Below are 13,027 nucleotides of genomic sequence, written 5' to 3'. Positions count from 1 at the left end.
CCACCGCCGTATCAGTCGTCGCCGGCGGCCAGACGGATCGTGTATTGCGAGGCTTTTTCATCGCGCACGATGGCCAGCAGTTTGTGGCGCTGCGCATCTTCGACCAGTTCCTTGAACGAGCGATAGCCGAAAGCTGACTCATTGAAGCCCGGACGTCGGCGCTGCATCGTCGACTTCACCATCGAGGCCCAGATTTTTTCATCCGAGCCGCGCTCGGCGATCAATGCTTCGACGGTGTTAGTCAGGAAGTCGAGCAACTCGGCGCGCTTGTCCTCTTCCGATTTCGCGGCCACGGGCCTGACTTCGCGATTGGCATTCTTGCCGTCGCTTTTGCCTTCGCCCTTGACGGCGGCGGGCTTCTTCGCGACGGCTTTCTTGCGCGTTGGCACGACCTGCACCAGGTCATCGTAAAAAATGAATTCATCGCAATTGGCGCTGAGCAGATCCGAGGTCGAATCCTTGACACCGACACCAATGACGCGCTTGTTGTTCTCGCGCAGTTTCGATACCAGCGGAGAAAAATCCGAATCGCCGCTGAGGATGACGAAGGTATCGACATGCGCCTTGGTGTAGCAGAGATCGAGCGCGTCAACCACCATCCGGATATCGGCCGAGTTCTTGCCCGATTGCCGCACATGCGGGATCTCGATCAGCTCGAATGCCGCTTCATGCATGGCGGCCTTGAAATCCTTGTAGCGATCCCAGTCGCAATAGGCTTTTTTGACTACGATATTGCCTTTGAGCAGTAAGCGCTCCAGCACCTTGCGGATATCGAAGGCGGCGTATTTGGCGTCGCGCACACCGAGTGCGACGTTTTCAAAATCGCAGAACAGTGCCATGTTGGTATTTTCGGGTTGTGCGGCCATGGGCTGTTGTCCTTGTAATGAGTGGGGCAAGATGCGGGCGTGAAAGCGACATCAAGGGAACCATGAAGCCGCTCAGGCCATTCAATAGAGCGATCGCCTGCGTGGCGATTTCAGAGTACATCAGAAACTTAACCCGTTGAATTTTGCGAGGACCGCATGGACAAGGAATCCGAACAGGCTTTGGCCGCCTTCACCACCGTCAATGGTCAGATCATCAAGGGCAACATTGCTATCCTGCGAACATGGATGCAGCAGCAAAGCGCCGCCGACATGCAGGACACGGCATTGAGCGCCGTGCAGCGCGCGATGGCCACCCGCGTTTTCAAGCGTACGACGCAGACCGGCACCATCGAGGAGCGCGCCTTCGAACTTGAACTGGACTCCTACTTTTGCGACGCCCGGGTCCTGCGCGAAATCGTCCCTCACGAAGTCCTCAATCTGTACGACATCATGGAGGCAGCAGCCTGCAACCTGATGAGGGCACGCGAATACACGGCAGAGCTTGAGCGCTCCTAGGAGCTACGCTCCCGACGAGCTGATCCCCGTCGCTAACTGCGCTTAATCAAGCCGCGAGAAATCCGGCTTGCGTTTCTGGAAAAATGCAGCGAACGCTTCCTTTGCGGCCGGTGCCGTCAGCATCGCACCGAATGCTTTGCCCTCTTCCTGCATGCGCGCATCAATCGCCGCTGTCTGGCCGGCTTTCATCAGGCGCTTGGTGGCCAGCATCGACGAAGCCGGCAACTGCACCAGCTTGACCGCCTGAGCCCGGGCGACCTCAAGTAACTGATCAACCGGCAGCACTTTATTGACCAATCCCATCTGCTGCGCTTCATCGGCCATGAAGGCCTCGCCCAGTAGCAGCTTTTCTGCGGCACGCTGGTAGCCTGCCAGTTGCGGGAACAACAGGCTCGATGCTGCTTCCGGACACAATCCCAACTGCGAAAACGGCATCATGAATTTGGCCGTTTCCGATGCGTAGACCAGATCACAATGCAGCAGCAAGGTGGTACCGATACCCACCGCAGCACCCGACACCGCGGCCACTACCGGCTTGCCGGCATGGCTGATCTGGTGCAGAAACTGGTGTACCGGACTGTCCATTCCCTGCGGCGGATTCTTCATGAAATCATCAAGGTCATTACCGGCCGTAAAAATCTGCAGATGACCGGTGATCATGATGACGCGAATATCGGCATCGCTGTCGGCATCGCGCAAGGCATCGGCCATGGCCTGGTACATCGCGGCGGTGATCGCGTTCTTTTTGTCGGGACGATTGAATTGCATCGTCAGGATGCGGTCTTCCTTGCTGATCAAGATATCCATCTGGTCTCCTGTGGCTGCTGCAATGGGGGGCAAAACGCGCGAGTGCTGGCCCTAGCCACTCGCACCAAAATTACATCCGCTCAAAAATTCCTGCTGCGCCCATCCCTGTTCCGACGCACATCGTCACCATCCCGTACTTCAGGTTCTTGCGACGCAAGGCATGGATCACGGTGGCCGAGCGGATCGCGCCGGTGGCACCGAGCGGATGACCAAGCGCGATCGCACCACCCATCGGGTTGACTTTCGACGGATCGAGCCCGAGGTCGTTGATCACCGCCAGAGATTGCGCGGCAAACGCTTCGTTCAATTCAAACCAGTCGATCTGATCCTGCGTGATACCGGCCGCGCGCAACGCCGCAGGAATCGCTTCCTTCGGACCGATGCCCATGATTTCCGGCGGCACGCCGCGCACTGCGAAGGACGCAAAGCGCGCCAGTGGCGTCAGGTTGAATTGCTTGAGAATTTTTTCGCTGACGATGATCAGCGCACCGGCACCGTCCGACATCTGCGAGCTGTTGCCGGCCGTGACCGAGCCCTTGGCAGCGAACACCGGCTTGAGTTTGCCCAGCGACGCCAGCGTCGATTCGGCGCGCGCGCCTTCATCCTGGCTGACGGTGCGGGTGCGCAAATCGATTTGGCCAGTCGCCAGGTTCGGTACGCGTTCGATGATGTCGAAGGACGTCATTTCGTCATTGAATTCACCGGCTTGCTGCGCGGCGATGGCCTTCATGTGCGATTGCAGCGCGAATTCGTCCTGCGCGTCGCGCGAGACTTTCCATTGCTGCGCGACCTTCTCGGCGGTCAATCCCATGCCGTAGGCCATGCCGATATTGTCGTCCTTGAAGATGTCCATGTTCATCGATGGATGGAAACCCATCATCGGCACCATCGACATCGATTCGACACCGGCGGCGATCATTACGTCGGCCTGGCCAACGCGAATCCGGTCGGCCGCCATCGCCACGGCCGTGATACCGGACGCGCAGTAACGGTTGACGGTGACACCACCGACGGTCTTCGGCAGGCCGGCCAGCAGCACCGCCATGCGGCCGATGTTGAGGCCTTGCGCGCCTTCTGGAAACGAACAGCCGACGATGGCATCTTCGATGGTGGCCGGATCGAGGCCCGGCACTTGCCCCATCGCCGACTGGATCGCACGGACCAGCAGATCGTCGGGACGGGTGCTGCGGAACATGCCGCGTGGCGCCTTGCCGATCGGCGTGCGGGTGGCGGCGACGATGTAGGCATCTTGAAGTTGTTTGCTCATGTGATTCTCCTGTGCTGCATGTTGGTGGCCGAACAGGACGCGGAAAAAATCCGGCGCCCTGTTGCGCGAATTAGTTCCTGACCGGCTTGCCGGTCTGCATCATCCCCATGATCCGTTCCTGGGTCTTCGGATGATTCAGCAATTCCATGAACGCCTTGCGCTCGAGGTCGAGCAGCCATTGTTCGTTGACCAGGCTGCCTTCGTCGACGTCGCCGCCGCAGACAATCGAGGCGATCATCGCGCCGAGCTTGTAGTCATGCGCCGAGATGAACCCGCCGTCGCGCATGTTGACCAGCTGGGCCGACACGGTGGCGATGCCGTAGCGCCCGGCCACCGGCACCAGCGCTGGCATCGGTGCGCGATAACCGGCATCGAACATCGCACGGGCTTCGACCTTGGCCACGTGCAGCAATTCGTAGGCATTGAAAACGATCACGTCGGTCGATTTCAGGTAGCCCATTTTTTGCGCTTCGTGCGCCGACTTCGACACCGCTGCGGTGGCTGCATGCGTGAAATAATTTTTCAGGAATTGCAGCAGATCGGTGCCCTTGACATCGGCAGCTGCGCGCAAGGCCGCTTCCTTCAAGCCGCCACCGGCCGGGATCAAACCGACGCCGACTTCGACCAGGCCGATGTACGACTCGATCGACGCCACGCGTCTGGCGGCATGCAGCATCAGCTCGCAACCACCACCGAGCGCCAGTCCCGAGACCGCTGCGACCACCGGCACGTTGGCGTACTTCAGTGCCTGATGCGCCTGCTGCAGTTTCGCCACTTCCGGCTCGATCGCCTTGATACCGCCGGACATGAACAGCGGCAGCATCGATTGCAGGTCGGCACCGGCCGAGAAGGCGCCGCCTTCGGCTGCATCGGCACTCCAGATCACCAGGCCCTTGTAGTTGGCTTCGGCTTCGGCAATCGCCTTCGACAGGCCGGCGATGACGCCGGCGCCGATCACGTGCATCTTGGTTTTCAGCGACAGGATCAGCACCTCGTCGCCTTGATGCCAGATGCGTACCGATTCATCTTCGAAGACAGTCGTGCCATCGGTGCGACCATCCACACTACCCGAACCCAGCACCGGTGCGCGGAAGGCCTGACGCTGATACACCGCCAGTTCCGAGCGGCCGATATTGGTCTTGCGCGAAACCGAATACGAACCGTCTTCGGCATGCACGCCGGTGCGACCATCGAATACCCAGGCCGGCAATGGTGCGCTGCTCAGTGCCTTGCCGGCGTCGATGTCTTCTTTGACCCAGGTCGCGACTTGCTGCCAACCGGCGGCTTGCCAGGTTTCGAACGGTCCGAGGTTCCAGCCGAAACCGAAGCGCAGCGCAAAGTCGACATCGCGGGCGTTGTCGGCAATCGACTCCAGATGGATCGCGATGTAGTGGAACACGTCGCGGTAAATCGCCCACAGGAATTGCGCCTGCGGGTTGGTCGAGTCATGCAGCGCCTTCATCCGCTTGGCCGCATCTTTCTCTTTCAGGATGCGCGCGACGATGTCGTCGACCTTGCCGCCACCGGCGACATAGCTCGCGCTGGCCGCATCGATGCGCAAGATGTCCTTGCCCACTTTTTTATAGAAACCGGCACCGGCTTTCTGGCCCAACGCGCCCTGCTCAATCAGCTTCGCCAGCAGCGGCGGTGTCGCGTAGGTACTGTAGAACGGGTCGTCTTTCAGGTGATCCTGCATGGTTTTGATCACATGGCCCATCGTGTCCAGCCCGACCACGTCGGCGGTGCGGAAGGTGCCCGACTTGGCACGACCGAGCTTGGCACCGGTCAGGTCATCGACGACATCGACCGAGAGGCCAAATTTATCGGCTTCGTGGATCGTCGCCAGCATGCCGAAGATGCCGACGCGGTTGGCGATAAAGTTCGGCGTGTCGATGGCGCGTACGACGCCCTTGCCCAGTGTCGAGGCGAGGAAGCCTTCGAGCTGGTCAATAATGAGGGGATTGGTCGCCACGGTCGGGATCAGTTCGACCAGATGCATGTAGCGCGGCGGATTGAAAAAATGCACGCCGCAAAAGCGCGCCTTGAGTTCGGCATCGAAGCCTTCGGACAGCGCCGTGATCGACAGGCCCGACGTGTTCGACGCAAAGATCGCATTCGGTGCGATGTGCGGTGCGACCTTCTTGTAGAGGTCGTGCTTCCAGTCCATGCGCTCGGCAATGGCTTCGATGATCAGGTCGCAACCGGCCAGCAGGTCGAGGTTGTCTTCGTAGTTGGCGACCTGGATCAGCGCTGCATCATCCTTGTTGCCGAAGGGTGCAGGGCTGAGTTTTTTCAGGTTCTCGATGGCGCGCAGGACGATGCCGTTCTTGGCACCTTCTTTGGCGGGCAGGTCGAACAGGACGACCGGGACACGTGCGTTGATGCAATGCGCAGCGATCTGCGCACCCATGACGCCGGCGCCGAGGACGGCGACTTTTTTGACAATGAAATTGGACATGTGGAATTCCTGGAATTGGCCGCCGCGCCCGACTACGGAAAATCGGGCGCGGCTAGGGAGTAGCGAAAAGCCTGTTTAGAACAGGTCGGCGTCGAGCGCCATCAGGTTGGCGCTGCCTGAGCGCGCCTGGCGGATCAGCATCGCGGTCTCGGGCAGCAGACGGGCAAAATAAAAGCGCGCCGTACCCAGTTTCGATTGATAGAACTTGTCGCCGCCATCCTGTTTTTCGAGCGCGATCTTGGCCATCCGAGCAAAGAAATACGCATACACCATATGCCCGACCACGCGCAGGTACGGCACCGCGGCGGCACCGACTTCGTCGGGATTCTGGAACGCCTTCATGCCGATTTCCATCGTCAGCTTGGTGACCTTGTCTCCCAGATCGGCCAGTGGCGTAATGAATTCCGACATCGCTTCATTGGTGCCGTTTTCTTCGACGAAGGCTTGCACTTTTGCGCCGAATTTACGCAGCTTGGCGCCGTTATCCATCAACACTTTGCGACCCAGCAAATCGAGCGACTGGATCGTATTGGTGCCTTCGTAAATCATGTTGATGCGCGAATCGCGCACGTACTGTTCCATGCCCCATTCGGCAATGAAGCCGTGGCCGCCGTAGACCTGCATCGCTTCCGAGGTAGCGATCCAGCCGTTGTCGGTCAGGAAGGATTTGATGATCGGTGTCAGCAGCGCGACTTCGTCGGCGGCATCCTTGCGGACTTCTTCGTCGGGATGGTTGAGTTCCTTGTCGATCTGCAGTGCGACGTACGAACTGAATGCGCGGCCACCTTCGGCATAGGCCTTGGCGGTCAGTAGCATGCGCCGTACATCGGGATGGACGATGATCGGATCGGCGGCTTTTTCAGGGGCCTTGACGCCGGTCAGGCTGCGCATTTGCAGGCGGTCCTTGGCGTACACCAGCGCGTTCTGGAATGCCACTTCGGTCAGACCGAGCGATTGCATGCCCACGCCCAGGCGGGCTGCATTCATCATCACGAACATCGCGTTCAAGCCTTTGTTCGGCTGGCCGATCAGCCAGCCGGTGGCCTCGTCCATATTCATCTGGCAGGTCGAGTTACCGTGGATGCCCATTTTCTCTTCGATCGCGCCGCAAAAAATCGGATTGCGCGCGCCGACCGAGCCATCGGCATTCGGCAAAAATTTCGGCACGATGAACAGCGAGATGCCTTTGGTGCCGGCCGGTGCATCCGGCAAGCGCGCCAGCACCAGATGGACGATGTTTTCCGACATGTCGTGTTCGCCGGCCGAGATGAAAATCTTGCCGCCGCTGATCTTGAACGAACCATCGGCTTGCGGCTCGGCCTTCGAGCGCAGCATGCCGAGGTCGGTACCGCAATGCGATTCGGTCAGGCACATGGTACCGGTCCATTCGCCCGAGACCAGCTTCGGCAGGTACAACGCTTTTTGTTCCGGCGTCCCATGTTCGTGCAGGCATTCGTAAGCGCCGTGCGACAGGCCCGGATACATGGTCCAGGCCTGGTTGGCTGAATTCAGCATTTCGTAGAACGAGTTGTTGACCACCAGCGGCAAGCCCTGGCCGCCGTATTCGGGGTCGCACGAGACCGACGGCCAACCGGCTTCGACGTATTGCTTGTAGGCGGCCTTGAAGCCTTTTGGCGGCGTCACTTCATGCGTGACCTTGTCGAGATGGCAGCCTTCGCGGTCGCCGCTATGGTTCAGCGGAAACAGGATTTGCGAAGTGAACTTGCCGCCCTCTTCCAGCACCTGATCGATCAGTTCGCGGTTGGTCTCGGCATGCTTGGGCATGGCTTTGAGTTCGTCTTCCACTTGCAGCAGTTCATGTAAAACGAATTGCATGTCACGTAACGGTGCGATGTACTGGCCCATGGTGTTCTCCTGGATGGGGGATGCTATTCAGGCTGTCGAATTTTAATTGACAGCGGGATTTGGTTTTTCGTTTGCGCCCGGTACTGGCGGCGCGACATTCTGGTAACTCTGCAGCAACCGTTCGAAACCCAACTGGGCCCGTTCGACACTGCCGGGACGCTTGATGAACCGGGCGTCGTGATGCAACGCCAGGATCAGGCCATACATTTCAAAGACCATTTGCTGCGGGTCGGTATCGGCACGCAGGTGCCCCATGGCGGTGGCTTGCTCGACGCAACGAAACAGCGCCGTTTGCCACGCCAGCACCATCGCTTCAAGCTCTTCGCGGATAGCACCCGGACGATCATCGTATTCGACCGCCCCGCTGATGTAGATGCAGCCTGAGGCGATCTCTACGGTAACCCGCTTGACCCAGCGCGCGAACATGCCCTTGAGGCGGGACAGTCCGCGGGCTTCTTTCACGCTGGGATAAAACACTTCCTGCTCAAAATGGTGGTGATACAGCTTCAGTACTTCGATCTGCAAATCCTCGCGCGAACCGAAGTGAGCAAAGACACCTGATTTGCTCATATTCATCTTATCGGCCAGCAGGCCGATGGTCAGTCCTTCGAGGCCGTCACGACTGGACAAGTCGAGGGCGACATCAAGGATTGCCGCGCGGGTCAGTTCGCCTTTGCGCATGAATCGGGGAGATGGTTCGGTGCTATTGGTTGCCACGGATATGCCTGTCACTGAGTTACTGCTGAGTTGCTGCTGCCATGTCGCGAATTCGACCGTCGTCAAAAATCGTACGTTCGTACTATTATGCACGGCGCAATGAAAGTAAAGAGAGAACTTAGAGCTGCTGTTCTATACGAACGACAGTGTCTGCGCGGTGCCGGTCAGGGTTTGCTAGGAACTGCTGCGTTCGAGCGCGCGCCGGTCACGCTTGGTCGGCCGTCCCTTGATGGTAGTGCCTGGCTCGCGATACAACTTGCGCTGTTCGGTATCGTTGGCGCGACGTGCGCTGCTGGCTTCGGTTTCGGCATACAGGGTGCGCGCCATGTCGGCTGAACCGCGTACGTCGGCGAGTGCCAGCACCCCGACTTCCCAGTCAGCCGCGCCGTTGCTGATGACCAGCAAGTCGCCCGGTTTGACGCTGTGTGCAGGCTTGGTGCGCGCGCCATTGAGCCGCACCTTGCCGTTGTCGACGGCGTCGGTGGCCAGCGAACGGGTTTTGAAAAATCGGGCAGCCCAGAGCCATTTGTCGATGCGGACGGTAGCGCTATGCATGAGTTAAACGGTAGGTGGAAACAACGCTGATTGTACGGCCAGTGCCGACAAGCCGGGCGCCCGGCAAATGATGGGATACACTCACTGCAAAAATGGCAGGGAACATGACGGTGCCACTACCAGCTTCACCCGACATGCATCGACCAATTCAAGCGCCCACTTTTTACATGGACTTCAAATTGTCACCTCCCGACCCCCAACAACTGAAAATCTGGCTGGCCGCCGTGGCGCGCAAGGACGCGGATGCCTTTCGTTCGCTATATGACGCTACTTCTTCGAAACTGTTTGGCTTTGCGCTGCGTATATTAATCAAGCGGGAGGCTGCCGAAGAGGCGCTGCAAGAGGCGTTTGTCAGTGTCTGGAACAATGCCGCGAGTTACCAGGCAAGCCTGGCCGCGCCAATGACATGGATGACGACTATCGTCCGTAACAAGGCATTCGATATGCTGCGCCGGGTCGACCACACGGTCGAACTCGATGCAGATACCTTTGACAAGGACGTCATGGATGCGATGGAAAGCAGTGACCTGACACCGCTGGCAGCATTGCAGTTGTCGCAGGAATCGACCGCCCTCGCAAGCTGTCTGTCACGTCTGGAGGGACTGCACCGGCAAGCCGTGGCCATGGCTTTTTATCACGACATGTCGCATAGCGAAGTAGCCGAACACATGAAATTACCGATTGGTACGGTCAAGACCTGGATACGCCGCGGCCTGGAACGCTTGCGCGTTTGCCTGAACAAGCTGGAAGGCGCATGAACATTCTTGATAACGAAAAACTGATAGAGCGCCTGAGCGCCGAATATGTACTCGGTACGCTCAAAGGTGGTGCCCGTCGCCGCTTCGAGACGCTGCTGGCCGATAGCCTGGTGCTGCGTCGCGCGGTCGCCGAATGGCAGGACCGGCTGCATCCGATGGCCGAACTCGCACCGGCGGCGCAACCGTCGCCGCAGGTCTGGACCCGATTGGCCGGCGAGCTCAAACTCGCCGCGACCAGCGCAAGCGCGAGCACCGACCGGATGGCCTTCTGGCGCGGCCTGCGCAATGATCTGGCGTTCTGGCGCGGGCTCGGCTTGGTGTCGACCACGCTGGCGACGGTCCTGGTTGGCATGTTGCTGACCAAACAGCTCGACCAGGCCACGCCGGTCACTACCTATGTCGCAATGTTGACCGATGACAAGTCCATGCCGGTCGCCCTGGCTACAGGCGATCCGCTGCGCCGCCAGGTCACCATCAAGCTGGTCAATCGCCAGGACGTAGCGACCGACAAGAGCCTGCAGTTGTGGGCGGTACCGAAAAGTGGCGCGCCGCGTTCGCTCGGCCTGCTCGCTGCCGATGGCACGATCACGCTGCCACTGGCTGCCGGCCTGACACCGGAGGCTATCCCGCTTCTGGCCGTGTCGCTGGAACCCAAGGGCGGCTCGCCGGACCCGAACGGCCCCACCGGACCAATCATTTACAAAGGCGCGTGGGTAAAGATCTGACGATCAGGATCGGCTTCAGGAATAGCGCCCGAGCGTAGCAATGCGCAGCAGGCCGCGGTAGCAGAAATACGCCGCGCCGTACCAGGCCCGTTCGAGCCGGCCGATGTGGGCAAAATCCTCCGCGGCGATGGTGGTGCCATCGCTGACCGCATGCTCGATGTGGCCGCGCAGGCGCTGCGTGAACGGAACATCGCGGATCACGATGTTGGCTTCCTGGTTCAGGAACAGGCTCAAGCCGTCATAGTTGCTGGAGCCGACGGTAGCCCAGTCGTCATCGACGACCGCCACCTTGGCATGCAATTGCGTGCGCCGGAACTCCACCACCTTGACACCGCATTGCAAGAGCTTCGGATAGAACGAATGGGCTACCGCATCCTGCATGCGGAACTGGCCCACCCCGATCAGCAAGGTCACGTCGATGCCGCGCGCCGCCGCTTGTGCCAGCGCTTCGCGCAATTTGCGACCGGGTGCAAAGTACGGTGTCGCCAGGATTGCACTGCGGCGCGCGCTGCGTAGCGCCTGCACCGTGACACGCTGGATGGTGCGCCGGTTGCGCAAATTGTCGCGGATCACCAGTCCGGCCAGCGCGCCGTTGCCAGTGCCCGAAGCCCGCGCGGCGCGGGTCTCGCGGAACAGTTCCCAGCGCGCGCGCAGCTTCAGGCTGCCCAGCCGCAGCCATTGCGCTTCCGCCTCCAGATGAATCAGCCGGACCAGCGGCCCGTGAATTTCGACGGCGAAATCCCAGCGCGGCTCGGGCAGCGCGGTGTGTGCATCGTCGTCCGAGATCATGTCGTCGTTGATGTTGAGACCACCGATGAATGCCAGATCACGATCGACCACACACAACTTGCGGTGCGTGCGCGCCAGGCCGCGACGGAACCACGGATTGAAGCTGCGGTGGTGCACGCCACCGGCCTGCAATTCACGGTCAAGCTGGATCGACTGCAGCCGGCCCGTACCGATCCAGTCGGTAATCACGTAGACCACGACACCGCGCTGCGCAGCGCGTATCAGCGCCGCCTTGACCTTCAGTCCGGTTTGGTCATCGGCAAAAATGTAGGTTTCGAGGTGGATTTCAACGGTGGCGCTATCGAAGGCGGCAATCAGCGCCGGAAAGAATTCTGCGCCGCATTCCAGCAGCCGCAGCGCATTACCAGCCACCAGATTTACCGGGCGCATGCGCAGTCCGCCGCCATCATTTCAGCTGCAACGTCGCGACGATGGGCGCGTGATCGGACAAGCGCGCCCACAAGGCACCATGCAGTACTTCGGCCGAATCGATCGCAAAACCGCGCACGTAGATCCGGTCCAGTTGCAGGAATGGCAGCATCGCCGGAAAAGTCCGGGCATGCTGAATCTTCGCACCGGGGCCGCGCAGGCGACGCAGGAAACTGCCCATACCGACGCTGGGCACGCGCTCGTCGAATACCTCGGTAACGCCAAGACGGCTACGCAGCGCTTCGCTGAGATGGTTACCCCAGTCATTGAAATCACCGGCAATAATCACCGGTGCCCCAGGTGGTGCCGAGTCCAGTACCGCTTCGATCAGTGCTTCGGCCTGGCGACGGCGGCCACCGGCGAACAGGCCGAGATGGACCACGTAGCAGTGTACCGGCAGGTCGTCGAGATGGATCACGCAATGCAGGATGCCGCGCGATTCGTACTTGTGGTCCGAGACATCCTGATTGCGCGATGACGCGATCGGCAGGTTGCTCAGCAGAGCATTGCCATGGTGGCCATGATCGTAGACGGCGTTCATCCCGTAGACCGCCTGATGCGAGTCACCGGCAAGGAAATCATGCTGGGCCTGCCCCGGCCAGGATGACGCGTGGCGCGCTGCCATCACATCATGGCGACCCTGTACTTCCTGCAAAAAATAGACATTGGCTTGCATCGTCGCCAGTGCCTGCTTGAGTGCGACGATGCGCGGCTTGCTGCCAAACGACGACACACCCTTGTGGATGTTGTAAGTGGCAATACGGATTTTCATGTGGGTCCTGGAGACTCCGGCAAACGCAGCCGTGCAGGCAATTGCAGGATGGCCTCGGCATTCGACGGTGAGAAGCATAAATCAGCGGCCTGATGATACGGCAGCCACTGATAGCTTGTATGTTCGCGAGCGGACAAAGTGACGACGATATCGCGTGGCACCTGCAGGCTGAACACATGTTCGGTATTGCGCGTGATGCCGGGCGCATAGCGGTGCCGCCAGACCGGGTAGATGTCGTAGACGTTTTCGAGCTGCCAGTCGCGCAGGTCGGCCGGCGATGGTGCGCCGGTTGCGCTGATGAGGATGCCGGTTTCCTCGGCCACTTCGCGCTCGGCAGTGAAGGCCAGCGCTTCGTCGGGAGCATCCTTGGAACCGGTCACGGATTGCCAGAAACCGGCCTTGTCGGTGCGCTGGATCAGCAGGACTTCGAGGGCAGCGGTATGGATCACGACAAGGACGGATTGCGGGATCTTGAATTGGGGTGTGGTCATCGAAAGGCTCA

13 protein-coding genes are annotated in these 13,027 nt (G+C 59.9%); 3 read left to right on the top strand and 10 right to left on the bottom strand.

What is annotated here, in order from left to right:
- Positions 1-11: 11 nt before the first annotated feature.
- The gene (locus RHM62_RS04195) at positions 12-866 is read right to left on the bottom strand and encodes an NYN domain-containing protein (protein ID WP_322124312.1); all 855 of its coding nucleotides are present in this window, start codon (positions 864-866) and stop codon (positions 12-14) included.
- A 156-nt stretch (positions 867-1,022) separates the two neighbouring features.
- Between RHM62_RS04195 and RHM62_RS04190 the strand changes: the two genes are divergently transcribed.
- Positions 1,023-1,382 carry a hypothetical protein gene (locus RHM62_RS04190; protein WP_322124311.1) on the top strand — a complete coding sequence of 120 codons (360 nt, stop codon included), beginning with the start codon at positions 1,023-1,025 and terminating at the stop codon, positions 1,380-1,382.
- Between the two features lie 42 nt (positions 1,383-1,424).
- On the opposite strand, the gene RHM62_RS04185 is transcribed toward RHM62_RS04190, so the two are convergent.
- The 6 genes from RHM62_RS04185 to RHM62_RS04160 form a co-directional block, all read right to left on the bottom strand.
- Entirely contained in the window at positions 1,425-2,189 is a 765-nt protein-coding gene (locus tag RHM62_RS04185; RefSeq protein WP_322124310.1) for an enoyl-CoA hydratase, read from the bottom strand.
- A gap of 70 nt (positions 2,190-2,259) precedes the next feature.
- A complete protein-coding gene (locus RHM62_RS04180; protein ID WP_322124309.1) occupies positions 2,260-3,456 on the bottom strand; it encodes an acetyl-CoA C-acyltransferase in 1,197 nt (398 codons plus the stop codon).
- Positions 3,457-3,526: 70 nt separating this feature from the next.
- Positions 3,527-5,914 carry a 3-hydroxyacyl-CoA dehydrogenase/enoyl-CoA hydratase family protein gene (locus tag RHM62_RS04175; protein WP_322124308.1) on the bottom strand — a complete coding sequence of 796 codons (2,388 nt, stop codon included), beginning with the start codon at positions 5,912-5,914 and terminating at the stop codon, positions 3,527-3,529.
- A gap of 75 nt (positions 5,915-5,989) precedes the next feature.
- Positions 5,990-7,780 (bottom strand): acyl-CoA dehydrogenase C-terminal domain-containing protein, encoded by a 1,791-nt coding sequence (locus tag RHM62_RS04170; protein ID WP_322124307.1) that lies wholly within the window; start codon positions 7,778-7,780, stop codon positions 5,990-5,992.
- Positions 7,781-7,822: 42 nt separating this feature from the next.
- Positions 7,823-8,461 carry a TetR/AcrR family transcriptional regulator gene (locus RHM62_RS04165; RefSeq protein ID WP_322125315.1) on the bottom strand — a complete coding sequence of 213 codons (639 nt, stop codon included), beginning with the start codon at positions 8,459-8,461 and terminating at the stop codon, positions 7,823-7,825.
- A 210-nt stretch (positions 8,462-8,671) separates the two neighbouring features.
- Positions 8,672-9,052 (bottom strand): RNA-binding S4 domain-containing protein, encoded by a 381-nt coding sequence (locus RHM62_RS04160; RefSeq protein ID WP_322124306.1) that lies wholly within the window; start codon positions 9,050-9,052, stop codon positions 8,672-8,674.
- Positions 9,053-9,231: 179 nt separating this feature from the next.
- Here RHM62_RS04160 and RHM62_RS04155 point away from each other — a divergent pair, with 179 nt between their 5' ends.
- Together RHM62_RS04155 and RHM62_RS04150 are read left to right on the top strand one after the other, a co-directional pair.
- The gene (locus tag RHM62_RS04155) at positions 9,232-9,810 is read left to right on the top strand and encodes a sigma-70 family RNA polymerase sigma factor (protein ID WP_322124305.1); all 579 of its coding nucleotides are present in this window, start codon (positions 9,232-9,234) and stop codon (positions 9,808-9,810) included.
- Positions 9,807-10,535 carry an anti-sigma factor domain-containing protein gene (locus tag RHM62_RS04150; RefSeq protein WP_322124304.1) on the top strand — a complete coding sequence of 243 codons (729 nt, stop codon included), beginning with the start codon at positions 9,807-9,809 and terminating at the stop codon, positions 10,533-10,535. The genes RHM62_RS04155 and RHM62_RS04150 overlap by 4 nt, the downstream gene beginning before the upstream one ends.
- Before the next feature lie 15 nt (positions 10,536-10,550).
- On the opposite strand, the gene RHM62_RS04145 is transcribed toward RHM62_RS04150, so the two are convergent.
- Genes RHM62_RS04145 through nudB form a run of 3 tightly spaced genes read right to left on the bottom strand, consistent with a single transcriptional unit; the run spans position 10,551 to position 13,016 of the window.
- Positions 10,551-11,714, bottom strand: a complete 1,164-nt coding sequence (locus tag RHM62_RS04145; RefSeq protein WP_322124303.1) for a phospholipase D-like domain-containing protein — start codon at positions 11,712-11,714, stop codon at positions 10,551-10,553.
- Positions 11,715-11,730: 16 nt separating this feature from the next.
- Positions 11,731-12,525, bottom strand: a complete 795-nt coding sequence (locus tag RHM62_RS04140) for an endonuclease/exonuclease/phosphatase family protein (RefSeq protein ID WP_322124302.1) — start codon at positions 12,523-12,525, stop codon at positions 11,731-11,733.
- Entirely contained in the window at positions 12,522-13,016 is a 495-nt protein-coding gene (gene nudB / locus RHM62_RS04135) for a dihydroneopterin triphosphate diphosphatase (protein ID WP_322124301.1), read from the bottom strand. The genes RHM62_RS04140 and nudB overlap by 4 nt, the downstream gene beginning before the upstream one ends.
- Positions 13,017-13,027 lie beyond the last annotated feature (11 nt).

Source organism: Actimicrobium sp. CCC2.4 (genome assembly GCF_034347385.1).
In the GTDB taxonomy this organism is placed as follows: Bacteria; Pseudomonadota; Gammaproteobacteria; order Burkholderiales; family Burkholderiaceae_D; genus Actimicrobium.
This window is presented reverse-complemented; position numbering and strand designations above follow the sequence as displayed.

Coding starts and splice junctions, on each gene's coding strand:
- RHM62_RS04195 (WP_322124312.1), bottom strand. CDS start 866: ATGGCCGCACAACCCGAAAATACCAACATGGCACTGTTCTGCGATTTT.
- RHM62_RS04190 (WP_322124311.1), top strand. CDS start 1,023: ATGGACAAGGAATCCGAACAGGCTTTGGCCGCCTTCACCACCGTCAAT.
- RHM62_RS04185 (WP_322124310.1), bottom strand. CDS start 2,189: ATGGATATCTTGATCAGCAAGGAAGACCGCATCCTGACGATGCAATTC.
- RHM62_RS04180 (WP_322124309.1), bottom strand. CDS start 3,456: ATGAGCAAACAACTTCAAGATGCCTACATCGTCGCCGCCACCCGCACG.
- RHM62_RS04175 (WP_322124308.1), bottom strand. CDS start 5,914: ATGTCCAATTTCATTGTCAAAAAAGTCGCCGTCCTCGGCGCCGGCGTC.
- RHM62_RS04170 (WP_322124307.1), bottom strand. CDS start 7,780: ATGGGCCAGTACATCGCACCGTTACGTGACATGCAATTCGTTTTACAT.
- RHM62_RS04165 (WP_322125315.1), bottom strand. CDS start 8,461: ATGCGCAAAGGCGAACTGACCCGCGCGGCAATCCTTGATGTCGCCCTC.
- RHM62_RS04160 (WP_322124306.1), bottom strand. CDS start 9,052: ATGCATAGCGCTACCGTCCGCATCGACAAATGGCTCTGGGCTGCCCGA.
- RHM62_RS04150 (WP_322124304.1), top strand. CDS start 9,807: ATGAACATTCTTGATAACGAAAAACTGATAGAGCGCCTGAGCGCCGAA.
- RHM62_RS04145 (WP_322124303.1), bottom strand. CDS start 11,714: ATGCGCCCGGTAAATCTGGTGGCTGGTAATGCGCTGCGGCTGCTGGAA.
- RHM62_RS04140 (WP_322124302.1), bottom strand. CDS start 12,525: ATGAAAATCCGTATTGCCACTTACAACATCCACAAGGGTGTGTCGTCG.
- nudB (WP_322124301.1), bottom strand. CDS start 13,016: ATGACCACACCCCAATTCAAGATCCCGCAATCCGTCCTTGTCGTGATC.